Origin of the sequence: Novilysobacter erysipheiresistens (assembly GCF_036663935.1) — a bacterium.
Lineage (GTDB): Bacteria > Pseudomonadota > Gammaproteobacteria > Xanthomonadales > Xanthomonadaceae > Novilysobacter > Novilysobacter erysipheiresistens.
Map to the genome: position 1 here is coordinate 599,926 of NZ_JAXGFP010000002.1, position 20,695 is coordinate 620,620.

General features: G+C 64.7%; 32 protein-coding genes. 1 reads left to right on the plus strand and 31 read right to left on the minus strand.

From position 1 onward, the window contains the following. Positions 1 to 29 precede the first annotated feature (29 nt). Both SNE34_RS05955 and SNE34_RS05960 read right to left on the minus strand, forming a co-directional pair. Positions 30 to 1,235, minus strand: a complete 1,206-nt coding sequence (locus tag SNE34_RS05955; protein WP_332615595.1) for an aminotransferase class I/II-fold pyridoxal phosphate-dependent enzyme — start codon at positions 1,233 to 1,235, stop codon at positions 30 to 32. 182 nt (positions 1,236 to 1,417) lie between these two features. After that, positions 1,418 to 1,918, minus strand: a complete 501-nt coding sequence (locus tag SNE34_RS05960) for a peptidylprolyl isomerase (protein ID WP_332615597.1) — start codon at positions 1,916 to 1,918, stop codon at positions 1,418 to 1,420. Between the two features lie 151 nt (positions 1,919 to 2,069). On the opposite strand from SNE34_RS05960, the gene typA reads away from it, so the two are divergent. Continuing rightward, on the plus strand, positions 2,070 to 3,899 hold the full coding sequence (gene typA, locus SNE34_RS05965; protein ID WP_332615599.1) for a translational GTPase TypA: 1,830 nt from the start codon (positions 2,070 to 2,072) through the stop codon (positions 3,897 to 3,899). 88 nt (positions 3,900 to 3,987) lie between these two features. On the opposite strand, the gene SNE34_RS05970 is transcribed toward typA, so the two are convergent. The 29 genes from SNE34_RS05970 to rpsJ form a co-directional block, all read right to left on the minus strand. Beyond that, entirely contained in the window at positions 3,988 to 5,385 is a 1,398-nt protein-coding gene (locus SNE34_RS05970) for a class II 3-deoxy-7-phosphoheptulonate synthase (protein ID WP_332615601.1), read from the minus strand. A gap of 123 nt (positions 5,386 to 5,508) precedes the next feature. Further along, on the minus strand, positions 5,509 to 6,015 hold the full coding sequence (locus SNE34_RS05975; protein WP_332615603.1) for a disulfide bond formation protein B: 507 nt from the start codon (positions 6,013 to 6,015) through the stop codon (positions 5,509 to 5,511). Positions 6,016 to 6,192: 177 nt separating this feature from the next. Next, a complete protein-coding gene (gene rplQ / locus SNE34_RS05980) occupies positions 6,193 to 6,567 on the minus strand; it encodes a 50S ribosomal protein L17 (protein ID WP_332615605.1) in 375 nt (124 codons plus the stop codon). A gap of 201 nt (positions 6,568 to 6,768) precedes the next feature. Further along, positions 6,769 to 7,767: a DNA-directed RNA polymerase subunit alpha gene (locus SNE34_RS05985; RefSeq protein WP_332615606.1), complete on the minus strand. Its 999-nt coding sequence runs from the start codon at positions 7,765 to 7,767 to the stop codon at positions 6,769 to 6,771. Positions 7,768 to 7,822: 55 nt separating this feature from the next. Further along, positions 7,823 to 8,452, minus strand: coding sequence for a 30S ribosomal protein S4 (rpsD, locus tag SNE34_RS05990; protein ID WP_332615609.1), 630 nt, complete (start codon positions 8,450 to 8,452; stop codon positions 7,823 to 7,825). 14 nt (positions 8,453 to 8,466) lie between these two features. After that, positions 8,467 to 8,859: a 30S ribosomal protein S11 gene (rpsK, locus tag SNE34_RS05995; protein ID WP_036212595.1), complete on the minus strand. Its 393-nt coding sequence runs from the start codon at positions 8,857 to 8,859 to the stop codon at positions 8,467 to 8,469. Between the two features lie 10 nt (positions 8,860 to 8,869). After that, a complete protein-coding gene (gene rpsM / locus SNE34_RS06000) occupies positions 8,870 to 9,226 on the minus strand; it encodes a 30S ribosomal protein S13 (protein ID WP_332615617.1) in 357 nt (118 codons plus the stop codon). Between the two features lie 382 nt (positions 9,227 to 9,608). Continuing rightward, positions 9,609 to 10,946: a preprotein translocase subunit SecY gene (gene secY, locus SNE34_RS06005; protein ID WP_425604467.1), complete on the minus strand. Its 1,338-nt coding sequence runs from the start codon at positions 10,944 to 10,946 to the stop codon at positions 9,609 to 9,611. Between the two features lie 28 nt (positions 10,947 to 10,974). Beyond that, positions 10,975 to 11,418: a 50S ribosomal protein L15 gene (gene rplO, locus SNE34_RS06010; protein ID WP_332615720.1), complete on the minus strand. Its 444-nt coding sequence runs from the start codon at positions 11,416 to 11,418 to the stop codon at positions 10,975 to 10,977. Continuing rightward, positions 11,418 to 11,618 carry a 50S ribosomal protein L30 gene (rpmD, locus tag SNE34_RS06015; RefSeq protein WP_332615621.1) on the minus strand — a complete coding sequence of 67 codons (201 nt, stop codon included), beginning with the start codon at positions 11,616 to 11,618 and terminating at the stop codon, positions 11,418 to 11,420. Before rpmD ends, rplO begins: the two co-directional genes overlap by 1 nt. Then, a complete protein-coding gene (gene rpsE, locus SNE34_RS06020; RefSeq protein WP_332615623.1) occupies positions 11,611 to 12,141 on the minus strand; it encodes a 30S ribosomal protein S5 in 531 nt (176 codons plus the stop codon). Before rpsE ends, rpmD begins: the two co-directional genes overlap by 8 nt. A gap of 134 nt (positions 12,142 to 12,275) precedes the next feature. Continuing rightward, the gene (gene rplR / locus SNE34_RS06025) at positions 12,276 to 12,629 is read right to left on the minus strand and encodes a 50S ribosomal protein L18 (protein ID WP_332615626.1); all 354 of its coding nucleotides are present in this window, start codon (positions 12,627 to 12,629) and stop codon (positions 12,276 to 12,278) included. A 29-nt stretch (positions 12,630 to 12,658) separates the two neighbouring features. Further along, positions 12,659 to 13,186 carry a 50S ribosomal protein L6 gene (rplF, locus tag SNE34_RS06030; RefSeq protein WP_332615628.1) on the minus strand — a complete coding sequence of 176 codons (528 nt, stop codon included), beginning with the start codon at positions 13,184 to 13,186 and terminating at the stop codon, positions 12,659 to 12,661. A 13-nt stretch (positions 13,187 to 13,199) separates the two neighbouring features. Beyond that, positions 13,200 to 13,598: a 30S ribosomal protein S8 gene (gene rpsH, locus SNE34_RS06035; RefSeq protein WP_332615629.1), complete on the minus strand. Its 399-nt coding sequence runs from the start codon at positions 13,596 to 13,598 to the stop codon at positions 13,200 to 13,202. Positions 13,599 to 13,745: 147 nt separating this feature from the next. Further along, positions 13,746 to 14,051 carry a 30S ribosomal protein S14 gene (rpsN, locus tag SNE34_RS06040; RefSeq protein ID WP_332615630.1) on the minus strand — a complete coding sequence of 102 codons (306 nt, stop codon included), beginning with the start codon at positions 14,049 to 14,051 and terminating at the stop codon, positions 13,746 to 13,748. Positions 14,052 to 14,067: 16 nt separating this feature from the next. Further along, positions 14,068 to 14,610, minus strand: a complete 543-nt coding sequence (gene rplE / locus SNE34_RS06045; protein ID WP_332615632.1) for a 50S ribosomal protein L5 — start codon at positions 14,608 to 14,610, stop codon at positions 14,068 to 14,070. 11 nt (positions 14,611 to 14,621) lie between these two features. Further along, complete coding sequence (gene rplX / locus SNE34_RS06050) at positions 14,622 to 14,936, minus strand: 50S ribosomal protein L24 (protein ID WP_332615634.1); 315 nt, start codon at positions 14,934 to 14,936, stop codon at positions 14,622 to 14,624. A gap of 15 nt (positions 14,937 to 14,951) precedes the next feature. Then, positions 14,952 to 15,320 carry a 50S ribosomal protein L14 gene (rplN, locus tag SNE34_RS06055; RefSeq protein ID WP_332615636.1) on the minus strand — a complete coding sequence of 123 codons (369 nt, stop codon included), beginning with the start codon at positions 15,318 to 15,320 and terminating at the stop codon, positions 14,952 to 14,954. 16 nt (positions 15,321 to 15,336) lie between these two features. Next, complete coding sequence (gene rpsQ / locus SNE34_RS06060) at positions 15,337 to 15,606, minus strand: 30S ribosomal protein S17 (protein ID WP_332615638.1); 270 nt, start codon at positions 15,604 to 15,606, stop codon at positions 15,337 to 15,339. A 9-nt stretch (positions 15,607 to 15,615) separates the two neighbouring features. Beyond that, a complete protein-coding gene (gene rpmC / locus SNE34_RS06065; RefSeq protein WP_332615640.1) occupies positions 15,616 to 15,801 on the minus strand; it encodes a 50S ribosomal protein L29 in 186 nt (61 codons plus the stop codon). After that, positions 15,801 to 16,214, minus strand: coding sequence for a 50S ribosomal protein L16 (gene rplP, locus SNE34_RS06070; RefSeq protein ID WP_332615641.1), 414 nt, complete (start codon positions 16,212 to 16,214; stop codon positions 15,801 to 15,803). Before rplP ends, rpmC begins: the two co-directional genes overlap by 1 nt. 6 nt (positions 16,215 to 16,220) lie before the next feature. Next, positions 16,221 to 16,955, minus strand: a complete 735-nt coding sequence (rpsC, locus tag SNE34_RS06075; RefSeq protein WP_332615643.1) for a 30S ribosomal protein S3 — start codon at positions 16,953 to 16,955, stop codon at positions 16,221 to 16,223. Between the two features lie 3 nt (positions 16,956 to 16,958). Further along, the gene (gene rplV / locus SNE34_RS06080) at positions 16,959 to 17,309 is read right to left on the minus strand and encodes a 50S ribosomal protein L22 (RefSeq protein WP_332615645.1); all 351 of its coding nucleotides are present in this window, start codon (positions 17,307 to 17,309) and stop codon (positions 16,959 to 16,961) included. A gap of 13 nt (positions 17,310 to 17,322) precedes the next feature. Continuing rightward, entirely contained in the window at positions 17,323 to 17,589 is a 267-nt protein-coding gene (rpsS, locus tag SNE34_RS06085) for a 30S ribosomal protein S19 (RefSeq protein WP_332615647.1), read from the minus strand. 6 nt (positions 17,590 to 17,595) lie between these two features. Next, the gene (gene rplB / locus SNE34_RS06090) at positions 17,596 to 18,423 is read right to left on the minus strand and encodes a 50S ribosomal protein L2 (protein WP_332615649.1); all 828 of its coding nucleotides are present in this window, start codon (positions 18,421 to 18,423) and stop codon (positions 17,596 to 17,598) included. A 10-nt stretch (positions 18,424 to 18,433) separates the two neighbouring features. Continuing rightward, entirely contained in the window at positions 18,434 to 18,730 is a 297-nt protein-coding gene (gene rplW / locus SNE34_RS06095; protein WP_078759181.1) for a 50S ribosomal protein L23, read from the minus strand. After that, a complete protein-coding gene (gene rplD / locus SNE34_RS06100; RefSeq protein ID WP_332615655.1) occupies positions 18,727 to 19,338 on the minus strand; it encodes a 50S ribosomal protein L4 in 612 nt (203 codons plus the stop codon). The genes rplW and rplD overlap by 4 nt, the downstream gene beginning before the upstream one ends. Then, the gene (gene rplC / locus SNE34_RS06105; protein ID WP_332615656.1) at positions 19,335 to 19,991 is read right to left on the minus strand and encodes a 50S ribosomal protein L3; all 657 of its coding nucleotides are present in this window, start codon (positions 19,989 to 19,991) and stop codon (positions 19,335 to 19,337) included. The genes rplD and rplC overlap by 4 nt, the downstream gene beginning before the upstream one ends. Before the next feature lie 10 nt (positions 19,992 to 20,001). Next, positions 20,002 to 20,313: a 30S ribosomal protein S10 gene (gene rpsJ, locus SNE34_RS06110; protein WP_162109793.1), complete on the minus strand. Its 312-nt coding sequence runs from the start codon at positions 20,311 to 20,313 to the stop codon at positions 20,002 to 20,004. Positions 20,314 to 20,695: the final 382 nt, after the last annotated feature.

Sequence of the window (20,695 nt, forward strand, 5' to 3'; positions counted from 1 at the left end):
AACGGTTGCAAGCGGCGGCGCTTCGGCCGTCAGCTCAGTTCGTTGAAAAATTCCTTGAAGCGCTGCATGCCGGGCGCCAACTGCGGCGTCGGGCAGGTGTAGCTGATGCGCAGCGCGCGCGGCTCGCCGAACGCGGAGCCGGGCACGCAGGCGACGCCCTTGGCCTCCAGCAGCACGCTGCAGAAGTCGACATCGTTGTTGATGGTCTTGCCGGTCGGCCCGTGAGTCTTGCCGAAGGCAACGCTGATGTCCGGGAACACGTAGAACGCACCCTGCGGACGCGGGCAGACGACGCCGGGCAGGCTGTCCATCACGTCCATGACCTGGTCGCGCTTGGCCTGGAACTCTTCGCACTTGGCGTCGGGCACGTCCTGCGGACCGGACAGCGCGGCCACGGCAGCTGCAGTGATGACCTCGGGCAGGCTGGTGATGTGGTTGGAGTTCATCGTCACGATGGCCTGCGCGACCACTTCCGGACCGGCCATGAAGCCGACGCGCCAACCCGGCATGCCGTAGGTCTTGGACAGCGAGTCGACGAAGATCACGCGGTCCTTCAGCTCGGGACGGGCATGCACGAAGTTGTGGTAACCGACGCCGTCGAACACCATCCGGTTGTAGATGTCGTCGGTGATGATCCAGGTGTAGGGGTACTTGGCGATGACGTCGGCCAGCGCGGCGATCTCGTCCTTGCCGTAGACCATGCCGGTCGGGTTGGACGGGTTGTTGAACAGGAAGATGCGCGGCTTCTTGGCCAGCGCGGCGTCGAGCTGGGCCGGGGTCAGCTTGTAGTCCTGCTCGGGCGAGCACGGCAGCAGGTCGACCTTGGCGTCGACGATCTCGGCGATGTCGAGGTAGCTGGTCCAGTACGGGGTCGGGAAGGCGATCGTGTCGCCCTCGTCCAGCAGCGCCTCGGCCAGGTTGTAGAGCACGTGCTTGGCACCGATGCCGGTGGCGAGGTTGGCCTTGGTGTAACCGGTCAGGCCGATCTTCCCGATATGGGCCAGAAATGCCTCGAGCATCGCGTCGCTGCCGCGGTTGCTGCCGTACTGGCCGCTATCATGTTCCAGCGAATCGCGGGCGGCGGCGTAGACGTGCTCGCCGGGCAGGAAATTCGGGACGCCGATCGAGAAGCTGATGATGTCGCGGCCTTCGGACTTCAGGCGCTTGGCCTTCTCGGCAATCTGCATGATCGCGCTGGGCTTGGCGCGACCGATGCGCCGGGCGAGCTGGGGCATCTTGATGACCTCGGTGGGGGTTCGGGACGAGGCCGGGCTACGAGCAAAACCGGCCAGAATTAGCCCCAAAATGGTAGCACGTGAAACCATTCGCGATCGCGGACCGGGCGTCCGGCCACCACGGCAAGACGCCCGCCCCCGGGGACCGGAGACGGGCGTCGGGTGACGTCACTGCAGGCAAATCAGGCGTTGGCGTCGAGCGTCTTGTTCCACTCGGCCACGCGATCGGCCTTGGCCGCCAGCACGGCGTCGACGTCGCCCTCGAGCTTGACCGACTTGATCTTGTCGCCCTGCTTGACGCTGTCGACGATCTCCTGGCCCTCGAGCACCTTGCCGAACACGGTGTGCTTGCCGTCCAGCCACGGGCAGGCCACGTGGGTGATGAAGAACTGGCTGCCATTGGTGCCCGGGCCGGCGTTGGCCATCGACAGCACCCCGCGCTCGTGGCTGAGGCCGTTCTTGGTCTCGTCCTCGAAGCGGTAGCCCGGGCCGCCGGTACCGCTGCCCTGGGGGCAACCGCCCTGGACCATGAAGTCGTTGATCACCCGATGGAAGTTGAGGCCGTCGTAGAAGCCACGCTTGGCCAGGTTGGCGAAATTGGCGACCGTCAGCGGCGCCTTCTCGGGCTCCAGCTGGATGCGGATCGGGCCGCGGTCGGTATCGAAGGTGGCGATCAGGCTCATGGCATGCTCCGGGTGGGGGATGGGATGGCGCGCCAGCGCGCCACCGGGCCGCAAAGCTTAACCCACTGCAAGGCGATCGCCGTTGCAAGCCGCAGTCGCGATATACTGGTTGACTTCCTTACAGAAAAGTAGCGCTGCGGCGCCCTTCCCCATGTCCATCGAACGCCTGCGCAATATCGCCATCGTCGCCCACGTCGACCACGGCAAGACCACCCTCGTCGACTGCCTGCTCAAGCAATCCGGCACCCTGAACGAACGCACCGTGCTCGCCGAGCGCGTGATGGACAGCAACGACCAGGAAAAGGAACGCGGCATCACGATCCTGGCCAAGAACACCGCCATCACCTGGCAGGGCAACCGGATCAACATCGTCGACACCCCGGGACACGCCGACTTCGGTGGCGAGGTCGAGCGCGTGCTGTCGATGGTCGACTCGGTGCTGATCCTGGTCGACGCGATGGACGGGCCGATGCCGCAGACCCGCTTCGTCACCCAGAAGGCGTTCGCGATGGGCTTCAAGCCGATCGTGGTGGTCAACAAGATCGACCGCCCGGGCGCGCGCCCGGACTGGGTGATCGACCAAGTGTTCGACTTGTTCGACAAGCTCGGCGCGACCAACGAGCAGCTCGACTTCCCGATCGTCTACGCCTCGGCGCTGCACGGTTACGCCAGCCTCGACGACAGTGCCCGCGACGGCGACATGACCCCGCTGTACGAGGCGATCATGAAGCACGTGGCGCCGCCGGAGGTCGATCCGGAAGGCCCGTTCCAGATGCGCATCAGCCAGCTGGACTACAGCAACTTCGTCGGCCTGATCGGCATCGGCCGGATCCAGCGCGGCAAGGTCAAGAAGAACATGCCGGTCAGCGTGGTCGACCGCGAGGGCAAGAAGCGCCAGGGCAAGATCATGCAGGTGCTCGGCTTCCTGGGCCTGGAGCGCATCGAGGTGGAAGAAGCCGAGGCCGGCGACATCGTCGCGATCGCCGGCGTTGCCGACCTGGGCATTTCCGACACCGTGTGCGCGCTCGACGTGCCCGAGGCGCTGCCCGCGCTGACCGTCGACGAGCCCACGATCAGCATGACCTTCCAGGTCAACAACTCGCCGTTCGCCGGCAACAAGGACCTGAGCGGGGGCAAGTTCCTCACCAGCCGCCAGATCCGCGAGCGGCTGGAGCGCGAGACCCTGCACAACGTCGCGCTGAAGGTCGAGGAAGGTTCCGACCCGGACAAATTCCTGGTGTCCGGCCGCGGCGAGCTGCACCTGTCGGTGTTGATCGAGAACATGCGCCGTGAAGGCTTCGAGCTGGCGGTGTCCCGCCCCGAGGTGATCGTCAAGGAAATCGACGGGCAGTTGATGGAACCGGTCGAGCAGTTGGTGGTCGACATCGAAGAGCAGCACCAGGGCGGCGTGATGGAGAAGCTCGGCATCCGCAAGGGCCAGCTGTCCAACATGGAATCCGACGGCAAAGGTCGGGTGCGGCTGGACTACACGATCCCGGCGCGCGGTCTGATCGGCTTCCAGAACGAGTTCAAGACCCTGACCCAAGGCTCAGGCTTGCTGTTCCACGTGTTCGATCACTACGGCCCGCGCGAAACCGGCCCGATCGCCAAGCGCCAGAACGGCGTGATGATCGCCAATGCGCCCGGCGCGACCCCGGCCTACGCGTTGGGTCCGCTGGAGGAGCGCGGCCGGCTGTTCGCCGCCGAGGGCGATAACGTCTATGAAGGCCAGCTGGTCGGCATCCACTCCAAGGACAACGACCTGACCGTCAACGCGATCAAGACCAAGCCGCTGACCAACATGCGTGCCTCGGGCAAGGACGATGCGATCAAGCTCACCCCGGCGATCAAGTACACGCTGGAGCAGGCGCTGGACTTCATCGAGGACGACGAGCTGGTCGAGGTCACCCCGAAGGAAATCCGCCTGCGCAAGAAGCACCTGACCGAGAGCGATCGCAAGCGCGCCTCGCGCAGCGTCTGATTCGGTCGTCAACGTCAAAAAGAAACCCCGCTTCGGCGGGGTTTTTTCTTGTCCGGCGAATCTCGGTCGGACATGCCGACATCGCGCCTCAGCTACTGCTGGCGGCGCCACCGATGCTCGACTGCTTGCGCACGATCAACATCGCCACCTCCAGCGCCTGTTCGTAGTTCAGGCGCGGATCGACGGTGGAATGGTAGGCGCGCTCGAGATCGACCTCGGTCAATTCTCGGGCACCGCCGAGGCACTCGGTGACGTCCTCGCCGGTCAACTCCAGGTGCACGCCACCGAGACGGGTGCCGGCGGCGGCGTGCAGGTCGAACGCCTGCTCCAGTTCGCTGCCGATGTTGGCGAATCGGCGGGTCTTGTAACCGTTGGCCGTCGCCTCGGTGTTGCCATGCATCGGATCGCACACCCAAAGCACCCGCCGACCATCGCGGCGCACCGCATCCAGCAGCGGCGGCAGCTTGCCGGCGATGTGGCTGGCGCCCATGCGGTGGATGAAGGTCAGCCGGCCCGGCTCGTCCTCGGGATTGAGGACGTCGATCACCCGCAGCAACTGGTCCGGCGTCACCGACGGCCCGACCTTCAACGCGATCGGGTTGCGGATGCCGCGGAAGTACTCGACGTGGGCGCCGTCGACCGCTGCGGTGCGCATGCCGATCCAAGGGTAGTGGGTGCTGAGGTTGAACCAGCCCCAGTGGCGCGGGACCTCGCGGGTCAGCGACTCCTCGTACGGCAGCAGCAATGCCTCGTGCGAGGTGTAGAAGTCGACCCGGTTGAGGTTGTGCACCTCCTGCCCGGACAGCGTTTCCATGAAACGCACGGCGTCGCCGATGGCGGTGACCATGCGCCGGTACTCGTCGGCGAGCGGCGAGTGGCCGACCCAGCTGAGGTTCCAGTATTCGGGATGGTGCAGGTCGGCAAAGCCGCCATCGATCAGGGCGCGGACGAAGTTCATCGTCATCGCCGAGCGCGCATGGGCCTTGATCATCCGGCGCGCATCGGGACGGCGGGCCTCGGCGCTGAATCCAGGCGAGTTCACCATGTCGCCGCGATAGGTCGGTAGGGTGACGCCGTCGATCGTTTCGGTATCCGCCGAGCGCGGCTTGGCATACTGGCCGGCGAAGCGGCCGACCCGCACAACCGGCTTGCGCAGGCCATGCACCAGCACCAGGCTCATCTGCAACAACACCTTGAGCCGGTTGGAGATCACCTCCGACGAGCAGGCATCGAAGGTCTCCGCGCAATCACCACCCTGCAACAGGAAGCGCTTGCCCTCCTGCGCCTCGGCCAGCTGCTGCTTGAGCGCGAGGATCTCCCAGGAGGTCACCAGCGGCGGCAAGCCGCGCAACTCCGCCAGCACGCCTTCCAGCTCGGCCGGGTCCGGATAGCGAGGCAGTTGCATCGCGGTGAAGTCGCGCCACGACGTGGTGGTCCAGCCGGTCGGCAGGTTCACGGGGTGCAGGTTGCGGTCGGGAGTCGGCATGGCGGAGTCGGATTGTTGCGAAGCAGCAAACCATCATCCGCCCACCGTGGCGGCACTGCAACGGTTACGTCGGCAACGGTTGCTTATCGCGACATGCCTGCGCCACGCGCAATGGGGTCCGCCTCAACGAGGCCGGAATGCCGCAACGGCCGCCCAGACCGCGAGCAGCACAAAACAGACCAAGCTCCACGTCGGCATCGACAGGCCAAGGAACGCCCAGTCGACGTTGGCGCACTCGCCCGAACCGGTCATCACCGTGCGGATCACGCCACTGATCGGCATCGCGTCGAGCATGTAGTCCAGGCCAGGACCGCAGGAGGGCACCTGATCCGGCGGCAGGTGCTGCAGGCGCACATGGTTGGCGGCCACCGCAATACCCGCCAGCGACGCGAGCAGCGCCAGCACTCCGTACGCGCGTCGGCCACCGACACCGGGCGGCGCATGCAGGCCACCGACCAGGAACACCACCCCGAGCACCGCAAACGCGACGCGCTGGAAGATGCACAACGGGCAAGGCAGCAGGCCGTCGTGGAACTGCGTATACAGCGCATAGCCGATCAGGCCGACGCAAGCCAGGAAGGCGAGCAGGAACCGGCTGCGGAAGGAGGCACGGAGCGTATTTGCATTCATGGGTCGACACCTTACGAGCTTGATGCCGCCGTGCAAAGCAGCGTTCGACACTTGCGTCGATGCCGGCGTTGACGCATACGCAAAAGCCCCGACACCAGGCCGGGGCTTTGCAGAACTACTGTCCACCGTCGCGGTCGGGCCGCACGCCGAAGGACGCGCGACGACCGGACTGGTTGATTACTCCGCAGCAACCTGCGGGCGGTCGACCAGCTCGACATAGGCCATCGGCGCATTGTCGCCAGCGCGAAAGCCGCACTTGAGGATGCGCAGGTAGCCGCCCGGGCGCTCGCTGTAACGCGGGCCGAGTTCGACGAACAAGGTGCCGACCGCTTCCTTGTCGCGCAGGCGCGAGAAGGCGAGACGACGGTTGGCGACGCTGTCCTTCTTGGCCAGGGTGATCAGCGGCTCGGCAACGCGACGCAGCTCCTTGGCCTTGGGCAGGGTGGTACGGATGGCACCGTGCTTGATGATCGACGCCGCCATGTTGGAAAACATCGCGTCGCGGTGGGCACTGGTGCGGCTGAACTTGCGGCCGGACTTTTGGTGGCGCATGAGTTGGATTCCTGATGAATACTGGAGCTGTTGGACGTCGTTGTCGCCATCATGGCGTTGGAGATTTGGACTGCGGATGGTCCTGGCCGGCCTTCCCTGACCGACGGCGCCGCGGGCTTCAGACCCATCGGCGCTTGTGTTGCTTTAGCGGTTGCCTTGCGCGGATCCCCGCCGCAGCGGGGAACCGTATTGCGGACTGGCTCAGCCCATCATGCCGTGCGAGGCGATCCCCGCCGGCGGCCAGTTTTCGAGCTTCATGCCGAGCGAAAGGCCGCGCTGGGCCAGCACTTCCTTGATCTCGGTAAGCGACTTCTTGCCGAGGTTCGGGGTCTTGAGCAGCTCGACTTCGGTCTTCTGGATCAGATCGCCGACGTAGTAGATGCTCTCGGCCTTGAGGCAGTTGGCCGAACGCACGGTCAGCTCGAGGTCGTCGATCGGGCGCAGCAGGATCGGGTCGACGCCGCTGCTGGCCGGCTTCGCCGCACCGCGGTCGCGGTGGGTGAAGTCGCCGAACACCGACAGCTGGTCGCTGAGGATGTCGGCGGCGGTGCGCACGGCTTCCTCGGCGTCGATCGTGCCGTTGGTCTCGATGTCGATGACCAGCTTGTCCAGGTCGGTACGCTGCTCGACGCGGGCGGCCTCGACCGCATACGCGACACGGCGGACCGGGCTGAAGCTGGCGTCCAGCATCAGGCGACCGATGGTGCGGGTCTCCTCGTCCGGGCGACGACGGGCGGCGGCGGGCTGGTAGCCGTAACCGCGCTCGATCTTCAGCCGCATGTTGATCGCCATGTCCTTGGTCAGGTGGGCGATCACGTGCTCGGTGTTGAGGATCTCGACGTTGTGGTCGACCTTGATGTCGGCCGCGGTGACGACGCCCGGACCCTGCTTGCTCAGCGACAGGGTCGCCGACTCGCCGGTGTTCATCCGGATGGCGACGTCCTTGAGGTTGAGGAGGACTTCGAGCACGTCTTCCTGCAGGCCTTCAACGGTGGTGTACTCGTGGAGCACGCCATCGATCTCGACTTCGGTGATCGCGAAGCCGGGGATCGACGACAGCAGCACGCGGCGCAACGCGTTGCCCAGGGTGTGGCCGTAACCGCGTTCGAGCGGCTCGATCACGACCTTGGCGCGGTTGCCGTTGAGGCGTTCGATCTGGGGACCGCGGGGGCGCAGTACCTGATTGGCGGTAACCGTCATGTTGTGGAGTCTCCTGCGAGCCGACGGCGGGGCCGACGGCTCAAGAACAGATGGATTACTTCGAGAACAGCTCGATGATCAGCGCTTCGTTGATGTCGGCAGGCAGATCGGTACGATCCGGAACCGCCTTGAACACGCCCGCGAACTTCTTGCTGTCGACCTCGACCCAGGACGGCGACAGGTCCATCTGCTGGGCGACGGTCAGCGACTCCTGCACGCGCAACTGCTTCTGCGCGCGCTCGGACAACGCAACCGCGTCGCCGGGCTTGACCTGGTACGACGGCAGATTGACCGACTTGCCGTTGACCGTGACGCCGCGATGCGACACCAGCTGGCGCGCGGCCGGCCGGGTCACCGCGAAGCCCATGCGGTAGACGACGTTGTCGAGCCGGGTTTCCAGCAGCTGCAACAGGATTTCACCCGTGTTGCCGCGCTTGGCAGCGGCCTTCTTGTAGTAATTGCGGAACTGACGCTCCAGCAGGCCGTAGATACGCTTGACCTTCTGCTTCTCGCGCAGCTGGTTGGCGTAGTCGGACAGCTTGCCGCGACGCAGGGTCGCGCCGTGCTGGCCGGGCTTCTGATCGAGCTTGCACTTCGAGTCGAGCGCGCGGGCCGGCGACTTCAGGCCGAGATCGACGCCTTCGCGACGGGAGAGCTTGCATTTGGGACCAATATAACGAGCCATTTTTCTTCAGCTCCTCAGACGCGACGCTTTTTCGGCGGGCGGCATCCGTTGTGCGGGATGGGCGTCACGTCGATGATGTTGATGATCTTGTAGCCGACGTTGTTCAACGAACGAACGGCGGACTCCCGACCCGGACCCGGGCCCTTGATGCGCACTTCCAGCGACTTGACGCCGTAGTCGAGCGCAGCGCGGCCGGCCTTCTCGGCGGCCACCTGGGCGGCGAACGGGGTCGACTTGCGCGAGCCGCGGAAACCCGCGCCACCCGAAGTCGCCCACGACAGCGCGTTGCCCTGGCGGTCGGTGATCGTGATGATGGTGTTGTTGAACGAAGCGTGGACGTGGGCGATGCCGTCGGTGACGACGCGCTTGATCTTCTTCTTCGTCTTGGCTTGAGCTGGCTTGGCCATGATCTACCCCTTACTTCCTGATGGCCCGACGCGGACCCTTGCGGGTGCGTGCGTTGGTCTTGGTGCGCTGGCCGCGCAGCGGCAGGCCACGGCGGTGACGCAGGCCGCGGTAGCAACCCAGGTCCATCAGGCGCTTGATCGACATGCCGATCTCGCGACGGAGGTCACCCTCGACCACGAACTTGCCGATCTCGGCGCGGATGCGCTCGACCTCGGGCTCGGACAGGTCACGGATCTTGGTCGACGAATTCACGCCGGCCGAGTCGCAGACCTTCTTCGAACGGGTACGGCCGATGCCGTAGATACTCTGAAGCCCGACCCAGACATGCTTCTGGGCAGGCAGATTGACGCCCGCAATACGCGCCATAACGCGATCTCCAACTGGTTTGGCATCCGGGCCCTGACAACCCGGCGTAGGTGAACGCTCGAGAGCGAATACTCTCAAAGAGCGAATCGGAAATTGTATCAAGGTCTCGGGTCAATAGGAAGCACGGTCGCGCCGAAGCGCGGCCCTGCCACGGCATGGGGAGTGTGCCCATGCTCCGGCGACGAGCCCGGACTGCCGGGACGGACGGTGTCAAGCCGCCCTCCCCGACACCGCGCGCTACTCTGGCGCGCGGATCGGTCCGAACCCACCCGTGCGCGAGACCGCCGCCCGAGTCGCCCTGCTGGAACCCGGGAGCAGATCCCAGGATTCCGTAAAACGGTGCTTCCGTACAACGTGTCCGTGAAACCGTATTGCCGATCGCTCAGCGACCCACCAGGCCGCCGCGGGATCCCTTGAGATTGGACTTCTTCAGCAGGCTCTCGTACTGGTGCGACATCAGGTGCGCCTGGATCTGCGCAATGAAGTCCATCACCACCACCACCACGATCAGCAGCGACGTACCACCGAAGTAGAACGAAATGCCCATCTGGCTGCGCATGACCTCGGGCAGCAGGCAGACCAGCACCAGGTAGGCGGCACCGGCGGCGGTCAAACGGGTCAGCACGCCGTCGACATAATCGGCGGTCGCCTTGCCCGGCCGGATGCCCGGGATCAGCGCGCCCGACTTCTTCAGGTTGTCCGCGGTTTCCTGCGAATTGAACACCAGCGCCGTATAGAAGAACGCGAATCCGGCGATCATCCCGCCATACAGCAGCATGTGCAGCGGCTCGCCCGGGTTCAGCCACTGGCTGACCTTGAGCATGAACGACGACGAATCGCCCTGGCTGAACCAGGTCGCCGCAGTCGCCGGGAACATCACGATGCTCGAGGCGAAGATCGGCGGGATCACGCCAGCCATGTTGAGCTTCAGCGGCAGGAACGACGACTGGTTCATATAGGCGTTGCGGCCGCCCTGCTTGCGCGCGTAGTTCACCGTGATCCGCCGTTGCCCGCGCTCGACGAACACCACGAAGTAGGTGCAGGCCAGCACGATGGCGATCACCGCGAGCGCGGTCAGCGTGCCCATCTCGCCGTTGCGCACCTGGCCGAACATGCCCAGCACGGCCGACGGCAGCCCGGCGACGATGCCGGCGAAGATGATCAGCGAAACGCCGTTGCCGATGCCGCGCTCGGTCACCTGCTCACCCAGCCACATCAGGAACATGGTGCCGGCGGTCAGCGAGATCACCGCGGTCAGCACGAAGCCCATGCCCGGGCTGTACACCACCGGGATGCCCTGGCTGGCGCCACCGGCCTGCAGCGCGGTAGCAATGCCCCAGGCCTGGAACACCGCCAGCGGGATCGCACCCAGGCGCGACCACTGGTTGATCTTGCGCCGGCCCGACTCGCCTTCCTTCTGGATGGCCTTCAGGCTGGGCAGGATCTGCACCATCAGCTGCATGATGATGGACGACGAGATATACGGCATCACGTTCAGCGCGAGCAGGCTGAAGCGCTCCAGCGCGCCACCGGAGAACATGTTGAACATGTCGACGATGGTGCCTTCCTGCGTCTCCATCAGCCGCAGCATGGCTTCGGGGTTGACCCCCGGCACCGGGATGTAGCAACCGATGCGATACACGATCAGTGCGCCGATCACGAACAGCAGGCGCTGGCGGAGCTCGGTGAACTTCCCGAGCCCGCCGCCCATGCCGGCCATAGCGTTACCGCTGCGCGCCATGCGTGACTTACTCCTCGACCTTGCCGCCAGCCGCTTCGATCGCGGCCTTGGCACCGGCCGTGGCAAGCACGCCCTTGAGCACGAACTTCTTGGTCAGTTCGCCCTTGGCGACCAGCTTGGCCCGCTTGGCCTTGGCCGGGACCAGCTTGGCGGCGCGCAATGCGGCGAGGTCGATCTCGCCGGCCTCGAGCTTGTCCAGCTGGTACAGCAGCACTTCGGCGGTGTCGTCCTTGAGCTTGCTGCGGAACCCGACCTTCGGCAGGCGGATGTGCATCGGCATCTGGCCGCCTTCGAAGCCGGCGCGGATCTTGCCCTTGCCCGAACGCGCGAACGAACCCTTGTGGCCACGGCCACAGGTCTTGCCCAGGCCGGAACCTATGCCGCGACCGACGCGCTTGCGGTCTTCGCGGGCGCCCTCTGCGGGCTTGAGAGTGTTGAGATGCATGGTGATTACTCCTCGACCCGGACCAGGTAGTGGACCGTGTTGATCAGGCCGCGAACCTGCGGGCTGTCCTTCAGTTCGCGCATGTCATTGAGCTTGTTCAGGCCCAGCGCCTTGACCGACAGGCGGTGGCGGCCCTGGCAGCCGCGCAGGCCCTTGACCAGGCGCACCTTGACGGTGCCGCTCTTGTTCTCAGTGGACTTAGCCATGCTGCAGATCCTCGACCTTCTTGCCGCGCTTGGCCGCGATGCGGGCCGGCGAGTGCATTTCCGACAGGCCACGCAGGGTCGCGCGGACCAGGTTGATCGGGTTGCGCGAACCGATGGCCTTGGCCAGCACGTCCTTCACCCCGACCGCCTCGAGTACGGCGCGCATCGCGCCACCGGCGATCACGCCGGTACCTTCGGACGCCGGCTGCATGTAGACACGCGCCGCGCCGTGGCCGGACTTCACCGAGTGCCACAAGGTGCCGTTGTTGAGATCGACGGTCTGCATGCTCTTGCGGGCGTACTCCATCGACTTCTGGATCGCGACCGGCACTTCGCGGGCCTTGCCGTAACCGAAACCGACCTTGCCGGCGCCGTCACCGACCACCGTCAGCGCGGTGAAGGTGAACTGGCGGCCGCCCTTGACGGTCTTGCTGACGCGGTTGACCGTGATCAGCTTCTCGATCATGCCGTCGTCGATTTCCTCGCGGTTGCCACGCCCCCGCGAATCGCGTTCGTTTGCCATCTTTATCGTTCCTGAGATTGAGTGATGTTGCGGCTTGGCCGCTTATGGTTGTGGAGTACTTCAGTGGATCGCGACCGGGGACAAATCCCGACCGCGCCCGGCGCCAACCGCGCCGGCGGCCTGGAACAAAGGCCTTAGAACTGCAGGCCACCCTCGCGGGCGGCGTCGGCCAGCGCCTTGATGCGGCCGTGGTAGCGGTAACCGGAACGATCGAAGGCGACCTTCTCGATGCCGGCGGCCTTGGCCTTCTCGGCGATCGCCTTGCCGACCTTGACGGCGGCATCGGCGTTCTTGCCGTTCTTCAGACCGTCCTTGACGTCGGCCTGGGTGGTCGAGGCAGCCGCCAGGACCTTCGAGCCGTCGGCGGTGAAGACCTGCGCGTAGAGGTGCTGGCCGGTGCGCAGCACCGACAGGCGCGGCACGCCGAGGGTGCGGATGTGCGAACGGGTCGACTTGGCGCGACGCAGGCGGGCGATATTCTTGTTCATTGTCTGATCCTCGAAAGCTGAAAGCCCGGTTAGGCCTTCTTGGCTTCCTTGCGAATGATGGTCTCGCCGGCGTACTTCACACCCTTGCCCTTGTAGGGCTCCGGCGGACGGAAGCCGCGAATCTTGGCCGCCACTTCACCGACGCGCTGCTTGTCGGCGCCCTGCACCAGCACTTCGGTCTGGGTCGGGGTGGAAACGGTGATGCCTTCGGGCACGCTGAACAGGACCGGGTGGGAAAAACCCAGCGACAGGTTCAGGTCCTTGCCCTGCATCGCGGCGCGGTAACCGACGCCGACCAGCTCGAGCTTGCGCTCGAAGCCTTCGGACACGCCGTGCACCATGTTGGCGACGATCGCACGCAGGGTGCCGGTCAGCGGGATGCGCTCCGGATCCTGGGTCGAGAGCACGGCGTGGCCGTCCTCGATCTTGATCTCGATATCGGCCGGCTTGGCGATCGACAAGGTGCCCTTCGGACCCTTGACGGTGACGTTCTCGGACTGGACGTTCAGCTCGACACCCTTGGCAAGGGCGATCGGCTTCTTGGCAACTCGGGACATGGTCGTTACTCCCTTAGGCCACGAAGCACAGGACTTCACCGCCGACGCCCTGCTGGCGCGCCTGCGCATCGGTCATGATGCCCTTGGAGGTGGAAATGATGGCGACACCGAGGCCACCCAGGACCTTCGGCAGCGCGTCCTTGCCGCGATACTGGCGCAGGCCCGAGCGCGAGAAGCGCTTCAGCTGCTCGATCACCGGCTTGCCTTCGTAGTACTTCAGCTCGATCTGCAGTTCGCTCTTGCCACCACCGATGTCGGTGACGGTGGAACCGAGGATGTAGCCCTCGTCCTGCAGGACCTTGGCGATGGCCACCTTGATCTTGGACGACGGCATCTTCACCGAGGGCTTGCCGACCGCGGCCGCATTGCGAATGCGGACGAACATGTCGGCGATGGGATCAGTCATGCTCATGTGTAATTACCTGATGAGTGCACCGATATCCGCGCGATTGCGAATTTCAGTTGTGACGCCACGGCCAAAAGCCGTGGCGCTTGGATGTGGCGAGCCGACTAGTCTAGCAGACTTGCCGGCCGGCGCCAGCCTCCGAGGAGGCGGCGCTTACCAGCTGGCCTTGCGCAGGCCCGGCACGTCGCCGCGCATGGTCGCTTCGCGCAGCTTGTTGCGGCCCAGGCCGAACTTGGCGTAAACGCCACGCGAACGGCCGGTCAGGGCGCAGCGGTTGCGCTGGCGGCTCGGGGACGAGTCGCGCGGCAGCTTCTGCAGCTTGACCACGGCCTCTTCCTTCTCCTCGTAGGAGGCGGTCGGGCTGGAGATGATCTTCTTCAGCGCTTCGCGCTTGACCGCATACTTCGCGGCCAGCTTGGCCCGCTTGATGTCGCGGTTGACCATGGAGGTCTTTGCCATTTTCTAGGTCCTCGAATCAGTTGCGGAACGGGAAGCGGAAAGCTTCCAGCAGGGCGCGCGCCTCGGCGTCGGTCTTCGCGGTCGTGGTGATCGCGATGTCCATGCCGCGGACGGCGTCGACCTGGTCGAAGTCGATTTCCGGGAAGATGATCTGTTCCTTCACGCCCATGTTGAAGTTGCCACGGCCGTCGAACGACTTGCCCGAGACGCCACGGAAATCGCGGACGCGCGGCAGCGAGACGTTGACCAGGCGATCGAGGAACTCGAACATCTTGGCGCGGCGCAGGGTCACCTTGCAGCCGATCGGCCAGCCGTCACGGATCTTGAACGAGGCCACGGACACGCGGCTCTTGGTCACGATCGGCTTCTGGCCGGAGATCTTGGTCATGTCGGCGACCGCGTTCTCCAGGATCTTCTTGTTGGTGGCGGCCTCACCCACACCCATGTTCAGGGTGATCTTGGTGATGCGCGGCACTTCCATCGGATTCTTGTAACCGAACTTCTCGGTCAGCGACGGCACGACTTCTTCTTTGTAGAACTTTTCAAGCCTGGTGGTCATTTCAACATTCCTTAGGCGTCGACCGCCTCACCGCTGGAGCGGAACACACGCAGTTTGCGTCCATCCTCCAGCACCTTGACACCAACGCGCTCACCCTTGCCCGAGGCCGGGTTGAACAGCATCACGTTGGAAATGTGGATCGGCGCCTCGCGCTCGACCACTCCGCCCGGCTGGTTTGCCTGCGGGTTCGGCTTGGTGTGGCGCTTGATGATGTTGATGTTGGACACGACGACCTTGTCGCCGGCCACGCGCACCACATCACCCTTCTTGCCCTTGTCCTTGCCGGCGGTGACGATTACCTGGTCACCCTTCTTGATACGGTTCATGTCTTCTTCCTCCGCTCAGAGCACTTCAGGTGCGAGCGAGACGATCTTCATGAACTTCTCGGAACGCAGTTCGCGGGTCACAGGCCCGAAGATGCGCGTGCCGATCGGTTCCTGCTTGTTGTTCAGGAGCACGGCCGCGTTGCCGTCGAAGCGGATCAGCGAACCGTCCGGGCGACGAACGCCCTTGCGGGTGCGGACCACGACGGCGTCATAGACGTCGCCCTTCTTGACCTTGCCACGCGGGATCGCGTCCTTCACGGTGACCTTGATGATGTCGCCGATACCGGCGTAACGGCGCTTGGAACCGCCCAGCACCTTGATGCACATCACTTCTTTTGCACCGGAGTTGTCGGCCACGCCGAGGTAGCTTTGCATCTGGATCATGGTTCAGCCCTCCTCGTTATTCGGCCGCGCGCGAGACGATCTCGACCACGCGCCAGTTCTTGGTCTTGGACATCGGCGCGATCTCGGAAACCCGGACCACGTCGCCCTCGTTGCACGAATTGTCGGCGTCGTGTGCATGCAGCTTGGACGAGCGACGGATGTACTTGCCGTACAACGCGTGCTTGACCTGGCGCTCCACGAGCACCGTGACGGTCTTGTCCATCTTGTTGCTGACGACCCGGCCTTCGACCGTGCGTAGTGCCTTCTCTGTATTGTTGTCGGTCATGACAGGTCCTTACTTCTTCTGACCCAGCAGGGTATTGACGCGAGCGATCTCGCGGCGAACCCGGCGGGTTTCATGGGTCTTGGCGAGCTGGCCGGTGGCCTGCTGCATGCGGAGGGCGAAGCTCTCCTTGTGCAGATCGGTCAGGTGGGCGTTGAGCTCGTCGGCCGACTTCTCACGCAGCTTCTTGAGTTCCATCAGCGCACCGTCCGGGTCACGAAAGTGGTGGTCACCGAGAGCTTGGCCGCGGCCAGGCGGAACGCTTCACGCGCTACCGTCTCGTCCACACCTTCGATCTCGTAAATCATGCGGCCAGGCTGGATCTGCGCGACCCAGTACTCCACGTTGCCCTTACCGGAGCCCATGCGGACCTCGATCGGCTTCTTGGTGATCGGCTTGTCCGGGAACACGCGGATCCACATCTTGCCGCCACGCTTGACGTAGCGGCTGATGGAACGGCGCGCGGCCTCGATCTGGCGCGCGGTGATCTGGCCGTGCGCGGTCGACTTCAGGCCGTACTCGCCGAAGCTGACGGCGTTGCCGCTCCAGGCCAGGCCGTCATTGCGGCCCTTGTGTACCTTCCGGTACTTCGTTCGCTTTGGTTGCAACATGATCCGTTACCTCTGTTCGCGCGGCGGACGGGGCGAGCGGTCGCGGCGGTCGCCACGATCTCCGCGGTCGCTGCGCGGGCTGTCGTCCGGCTTTTCCTGGCCGACCTGGGAGAAATCGAAGATCTCGCCCTTGTAGACCCATACCTTGATGCCGATGATGCCGTACGTCGTCTTGGCTTCGGCGAAGCCGTAGTCGATGTCGGCGCGCAGGGTGTGCAGCGGCACGCGGCCTTCGCGGTACCACTCCGAACGGGCGATTTCCGCACCGTTGAGGCGGCCACCGACGTTGACCTTGATGCCCAGGGCGCCGAGGCGCATCGCGTTGCCGACCGCGCGCTTCATCGCACGGCGGAACATGATGCGGCGCTCGAGCTGCTGCGCGATCGATTCGGCGACGAGCTGCGCGTCGAGCTCCGGCTTGCGGACTTCGGTGACGTTGATGTGCGCCGGGACGCCCATCATGTCGCTGACTTCCTTGCGCAGCTTGTCGATGTCCTCGCCACGCTTGCCGATCACCACGCCCGGGCGGGCGGTGTGGATCGTGACGCGGGCGTTGTTGGCCGGACGCTCGATGAAGATGCGCGAGATACCCGCCTGGGCGAGCTTCTTGCGCAGCATCTCGCGGACCTTGAGGTCGGCGATCAGGTACTCGGCGTACTGCTTCTTGCCGGCGAACCACTTGGAGTTCCAGTCCTTGGAGATACCAAGGCGGATGCCGGTCGGATGAACTTTATGACCCATGAGTTACTTCCCCTCGCCGACGACGACGGTGATGTGGCTGGTGCGCTTGAGGATGCGGGTACCGCGTCCCTTCGCACGGGCCATGAAACGCTTCAGCGTCGGACCCTCGTCGACCATGATGGTCGTGACCTTGAGCTCGTCGATGTCGGCGCCCAGGTTGTTCTCGGCGTTGGCGATGGCGGACTCGACGACCTTGCGGATCATCGAAGCGGCCTTCTTGTCGGAGAACTTCAGCAGGTTGACCGCGCGCTCGGCCGACAGGCCGCGCACCTGGTCGGCGACCAGGCGAGCCTTCTGGGCGGAGATGCGGGCGCTGCGCAGGACGGCTTTGGCGCCATTGTCATTTGAAGACATAGTGGTCATCTCCTTAGCGGCTCTTCTTGTCGCCGACGTGACCCTTGAAGGTACGCGTCAGGGCGAACTCGCCGAGCTTGTGGCCAACCATGTTCTCGTTGACCAGCACCGGGATGTGGTTGCGACCGTTATGCACGGCGATGGTGTAGCCCACCATCTCCGGCAGCACCATCGAGCGGCGCGACCAGGTCTTGATCGGGCGTTTGTTGTTGGCCGCGGCCTCCACCTTCTTGATCAGGTGGTGGTCGACGAACGGGCCTTTCTTGAGTGAACGTGCCATTGCCGATTAGCTCCTGCGATCGCGAACGATGAACTGCTGCGTACGCTTGTTCTTGCGAGTCTTGTAACCCTTGGTCGGCACGCCCCACGGGGTGACCGGATGCGGGTTGCCCTGGCCAGCCTTGGCTTCACCACCGCCGTGCGGATGGTCGACCGGGTTCATGGCCGCACCGCGGACGGTCGGCTTGACGCCGCGCCAGCGCTTGGCACCGGCCTTGCCGAGCTTCTCGAGGCTGTGCTCGTTGTTGCCGACTTCACCGATGGTGGCGCGGCACTCGGCCGGCACCCGACGCATTTCGCCGGAGCGAAGGCGCAAGGTGGCCCAACCCTGGTCGCGGGCGACCAGCTGCACGCCGGCGCCGGCGGCGCGGGCGATCTGCGCACCCTTGCCGGGCTTCATCTCGATGCAATGCACCGTCGAGCCCATCGGGATGTTGGTCAGCGGCAGGGTGTTGCCGACCCGGATCGGCGCATCACGGCCGGCGATCACCTGGTCGCCATCCTTCAGGCCCTTGGGCGCGATGATGTAGCGACGCTCGCCATCGACGTAGCACAGCAGGGCGATATGGGCGGTGCGGTTGGGATCGTATTCGATCCGCTCCACGCGTGCCGGGATACCTTCCTTGTTGCGCTTGAAATCGATGATGCGGTAGTGCTGCTTGTGGCCACCGCCGATGTGGCGGGTGGTGATGCGACCGTGGTGGTTGCGGCCACCGGTCTTGCTCTTCTTCTCGACCAGTGCAGCGTGCGGCGCGCCCTTGTGCAGGCCCGGCGTCACCACACGAACCATCGAGCGACGGCCGGGCGAGGTGGGTTTGAAAGTCATCAATGCCATGGGTCTATCCTCAGGCCTTGGCCATCACGTCGATCGACTGGCCTTCGGCCAGCTTCACGTATGCCTTGCGCCAGTCGGGGCGACGGCCCATGCGGAACTTGAAGGCCTTGCTCTTGCCCTTCACGTTGACCACATTGACGGCCTCGACCTTGACGTCGAACAGCTTTTCCACGGCGACCTTGATGTCGGCCTTGGTCGCAGTCGTCGCCACTTCGAAGACATATTGGTTGGAAACTTCCTGCAGGCGCGCGGTCTTCTCGGACACGCGCGGCGCACGGATTACGTTGTAGAGCTTGGCGTCGTTCATGCCAGCCACTCCTCGATCTTCTTGACCGCGTCGGCGGTGACCACGACCGTGTCGGCGCCAACCAGCGCGACCGGATCCAGGCCCTGCACATCACGGACTTCCACGTAAGGCAGGTTGCGCGCCGAGAGGTACAGGTTCTCGGTGGCGTCCTCGGTGACCAGCAGCGGGCGACGACCGGCTTCCAGGCCCTTGAGCATCGAAACCATGCCCGAGGTCTTCGGCGACTCCAGCTCGAGCGACTCGACCACGGTGATGCGGCCTTGGCGATTGAGCTCGGACAGGATCGACGCGATCGCCGCGCGGTACATCTTGCGGTTGACCTTCTGCGCGAAGCTGCGCGGCTTGGCCGCGAAGGTCACGCCACCGCCGATGAAGATCGGGGCCGTCAGCGCGCCATGACGCGCACCGCCGCCCTTCTGCTTCTTCGACTTCTTGGTGGTGCCGGCAACTTCCGAGCGGGTCTTCTGCGCCTTGGTGCCGGAACGACCGGCATTGCGGTAGGCCACGACCACCTGGTGGACCAGGTCCTCGCTGAACTCGCGACCGAAGATCTCGTCGGACACCGACAATTTCTTCGTGCTGTTATTGATGGCAAGTTCCATCGTCATACTCCCTTGCTCGTCGGGCGCACGATCACGTCGCCGCCCGGAGCACCCGGCACCGCGCCCTTGATCGCGATCAGCCCGCGCTCGGCGTCGACCTTGACCACTTCCAGGCCCTGGGTGCTCTGCTGGACCGAACCCATGTGGCCGGACATCTTCTTGCCCGGGAACACGCGACCCGGCGTCTGCCGCTGACCGATCGAGCCGGGGGCGCGATGCGACAGCGAGTTACCGTGGGTGGCGTCGCCCATCTTGAAGTTCCAGCGCTTGATCGTGCCCTGGAAGCCCTTGCCCTTGGTGATGCCCTGGACGTCGACGATCTGGCCGACTTCGAAGATGTCGGCCTTGATCTCGCCGCCGACATTGAAGTCGCCGATCTTGTCGGCTTCCACGCGCAGCTCCCACAGGCCGCGGCCGGCGTCGACCTTGGCTTTGGCCAGGTGACCGGCTTCGGGCTTGTTGATCAGCGACGCGCGCTTGACGCCCACCGTGACCTGCACGGCGCTGTAGCCGTCGCTGTCGGTGGTCTTGATCTGGGTGATCCGGTTCGGGGTCGCCTCGATGAGGGTCACCGGCACGGACTTGCCGTCTTCAGTGAAGAAGCGGCTCATGCCGGCCTTGCGACCGACGATGCCCAGCGAATATTTCTTCGCAGTCATGTGCTTGGCCTCAGGTCAGCTTGATCTGGACGTCGACGCCCGCCGCGAGCTCGAGCTTCATCAGCGCGTCCACGGTCTTGTCGTTGGGGTCGACGATGTCGAGCACGCGCTTGTGCGTGCGGGTCTCGTACTGGTCGCGCGCGTCCTTGTCGACGTGCGGGGAAACGAGGATGGTGAAGCGCTCGATCTTGGTCGGCAGCGGAATCGGGCCGCGCACTTGTGCGCCGGTCCGCTTCGCCGTCTCGACGATCTCGCTGGCCGAGCGGTCGATCAGACGATGATCGTACGCCTTCAGCCGAATCCGGATCTTTTGGTCCGCCATGACGGGTGTTCCTTGGTTAAAAGAGCGACGGGCCGGCGACTGGGTGCGCCGAACCCGGTGAATACATGTCGACAGCAGACTGCTGGCGACCTTCCAAAAACTAAGGCAGGCCGGTTTCCCGGCCCGCCCAGACTGAATCTGCGAACGCATGAAGCCACCCGCCGGAGAAGCTCTCCGGAACCAGGCAGCACCATGCGACATATCCATGTCTGGCGAAGACGAGGGGCTTCCTGCTCCTCATTTCGCTGGTTCGTGGGCCCCACCGGACGGTGGCCCCACGGTAGCCGCGCATTCTAACGGGTTTGTGGAGCGGCGCGCAAGCGCCGTCTTCGGCAAACCGTTTACTTCAGGATCTTGGCAACGACGCCGGCGCCGACGGTAC

Excerpts from the sequence above, each read along its gene's own strand:
- SNE34_RS05955 (WP_332615595.1), bottom strand. The coding sequence starts at position 1,235 with ATGCCCCAGCTCGCCCGGCGCATCGGTCGCGCCAAGCCCAGCGCGATC.
- SNE34_RS05960 (WP_332615597.1), bottom strand. The coding sequence starts at position 1,918 with ATGAGCCTGATCGCCACCTTCGATACCGACCGCGGCCCGATCCGCATC.
- typA (WP_332615599.1), top strand. The coding sequence starts at position 2,070 with ATGTCCATCGAACGCCTGCGCAATATCGCCATCGTCGCCCACGTCGAC.
- SNE34_RS05970 (WP_332615601.1), bottom strand. The coding sequence starts at position 5,385 with ATGCCGACTCCCGACCGCAACCTGCACCCCGTGAACCTGCCGACCGGC.
- SNE34_RS05975 (WP_332615603.1), bottom strand. The coding sequence starts at position 6,015 with ATGAATGCAAATACGCTCCGTGCCTCCTTCCGCAGCCGGTTCCTGCTC.
- rplQ (WP_332615605.1), bottom strand. The coding sequence starts at position 6,567 with ATGCGCCACCAAAAGTCCGGCCGCAAGTTCAGCCGCACCAGTGCCCAC.
- SNE34_RS05985 (WP_332615606.1), bottom strand. The coding sequence starts at position 7,767 with ATGACGGTTACCGCCAATCAGGTACTGCGCCCCCGCGGTCCCCAGATC.
- rpsD (WP_332615609.1), bottom strand. The coding sequence starts at position 8,452 with ATGGCTCGTTATATTGGTCCCAAATGCAAGCTCTCCCGTCGCGAAGGC.
- rpsK (WP_036212595.1), bottom strand. The coding sequence starts at position 8,859 with ATGGCCAAGCCAGCTCAAGCCAAGACGAAGAAGAAGATCAAGCGCGTC.
- rpsM (WP_332615617.1), bottom strand. The coding sequence starts at position 9,226 with ATGGCGCGTATTGCGGGCGTCAATCTGCCTGCCCAGAAGCATGTCTGG.
- secY (WP_425604467.1), bottom strand. The coding sequence starts at position 10,946 with ATGGCCGGCATGGGCGGCGGGCTCGGGAAGTTCACCGAGCTCCGCCAG.
- rpmD (WP_332615621.1), bottom strand. The coding sequence starts at position 11,618 with ATGGCTAAGTCCACTGAGAACAAGAGCGGCACCGTCAAGGTGCGCCTG.
- rpsE (WP_332615623.1), bottom strand. The coding sequence starts at position 12,141 with ATGGCAAACGAACGCGATTCGCGGGGGCGTGGCAACCGCGAGGAAATC.
- rplR (WP_332615626.1), bottom strand. The coding sequence starts at position 12,629 with ATGAACAAGAATATCGCCCGCCTGCGTCGCGCCAAGTCGACCCGTTCG.
- rplF (WP_332615628.1), bottom strand. The coding sequence starts at position 13,186 with ATGTCCCGAGTTGCCAAGAAGCCGATCGCCCTTGCCAAGGGTGTCGAG.
- rpsH (WP_332615629.1), bottom strand. The coding sequence starts at position 13,598 with ATGAGCATGACTGATCCCATCGCCGACATGTTCGTCCGCATTCGCAAT.
- rpsN (WP_332615630.1), bottom strand. The coding sequence starts at position 14,051 with ATGGCAAAGACCTCCATGGTCAACCGCGACATCAAGCGGGCCAAGCTG.
- rplE (WP_332615632.1), bottom strand. The coding sequence starts at position 14,610 with ATGACCACCAGGCTTGAAAAGTTCTACAAAGAAGAAGTCGTGCCGTCG.
- rplX (WP_332615634.1), bottom strand. The coding sequence starts at position 14,936 with ATGAACCGTATCAAGAAGGGTGACCAGGTAATCGTCACCGCCGGCAAG.
- rplN (WP_332615636.1), bottom strand. The coding sequence starts at position 15,320 with ATGATCCAGATGCAAAGCTACCTCGGCGTGGCCGACAACTCCGGTGCA.
- rpsQ (WP_332615638.1), bottom strand. The coding sequence starts at position 15,606 with ATGACCGACAACAATACAGAGAAGGCACTACGCACGGTCGAAGGCCGG.
- rpmC (WP_332615640.1), bottom strand. The coding sequence starts at position 15,801 with ATGGAACTCAAGAAGCTGCGTGAGAAGTCGGCCGACGAGCTCAACGCC.
- rplP (WP_332615641.1), bottom strand. The coding sequence starts at position 16,214 with ATGTTGCAACCAAAGCGAACGAAGTACCGGAAGGTACACAAGGGCCGC.
- rpsC (WP_332615643.1), bottom strand. The coding sequence starts at position 16,955 with ATGGGTCATAAAGTTCATCCGACCGGCATCCGCCTTGGTATCTCCAAG.
- rplV (WP_332615645.1), bottom strand. The coding sequence starts at position 17,309 with ATGTCTTCAAATGACAATGGCGCCAAAGCCGTCCTGCGCAGCGCCCGC.
- rpsS (WP_332615647.1), bottom strand. The coding sequence starts at position 17,589 with ATGGCACGTTCACTCAAGAAAGGCCCGTTCGTCGACCACCACCTGATC.
- rplB (WP_332615649.1), bottom strand. The coding sequence starts at position 18,423 with ATGGCATTGATGACTTTCAAACCCACCTCGCCCGGCCGTCGCTCGATG.
- rplW (WP_078759181.1), bottom strand. The coding sequence starts at position 18,730 with ATGAACGACGCCAAGCTCTACAACGTAATCCGTGCGCCGCGCGTGTCC.
- rplD (WP_332615655.1), bottom strand. The coding sequence starts at position 19,338 with ATGACGATGGAACTTGCCATCAATAACAGCACGAAGAAATTGTCGGTG.
- rplC (WP_332615656.1), bottom strand. The coding sequence starts at position 19,991 with ATGACTGCGAAGAAATATTCGCTGGGCATCGTCGGTCGCAAGGCCGGC.
- rpsJ (WP_162109793.1), bottom strand. The coding sequence starts at position 20,313 with ATGGCGGACCAAAAGATCCGGATTCGGCTGAAGGCGTACGATCATCGT.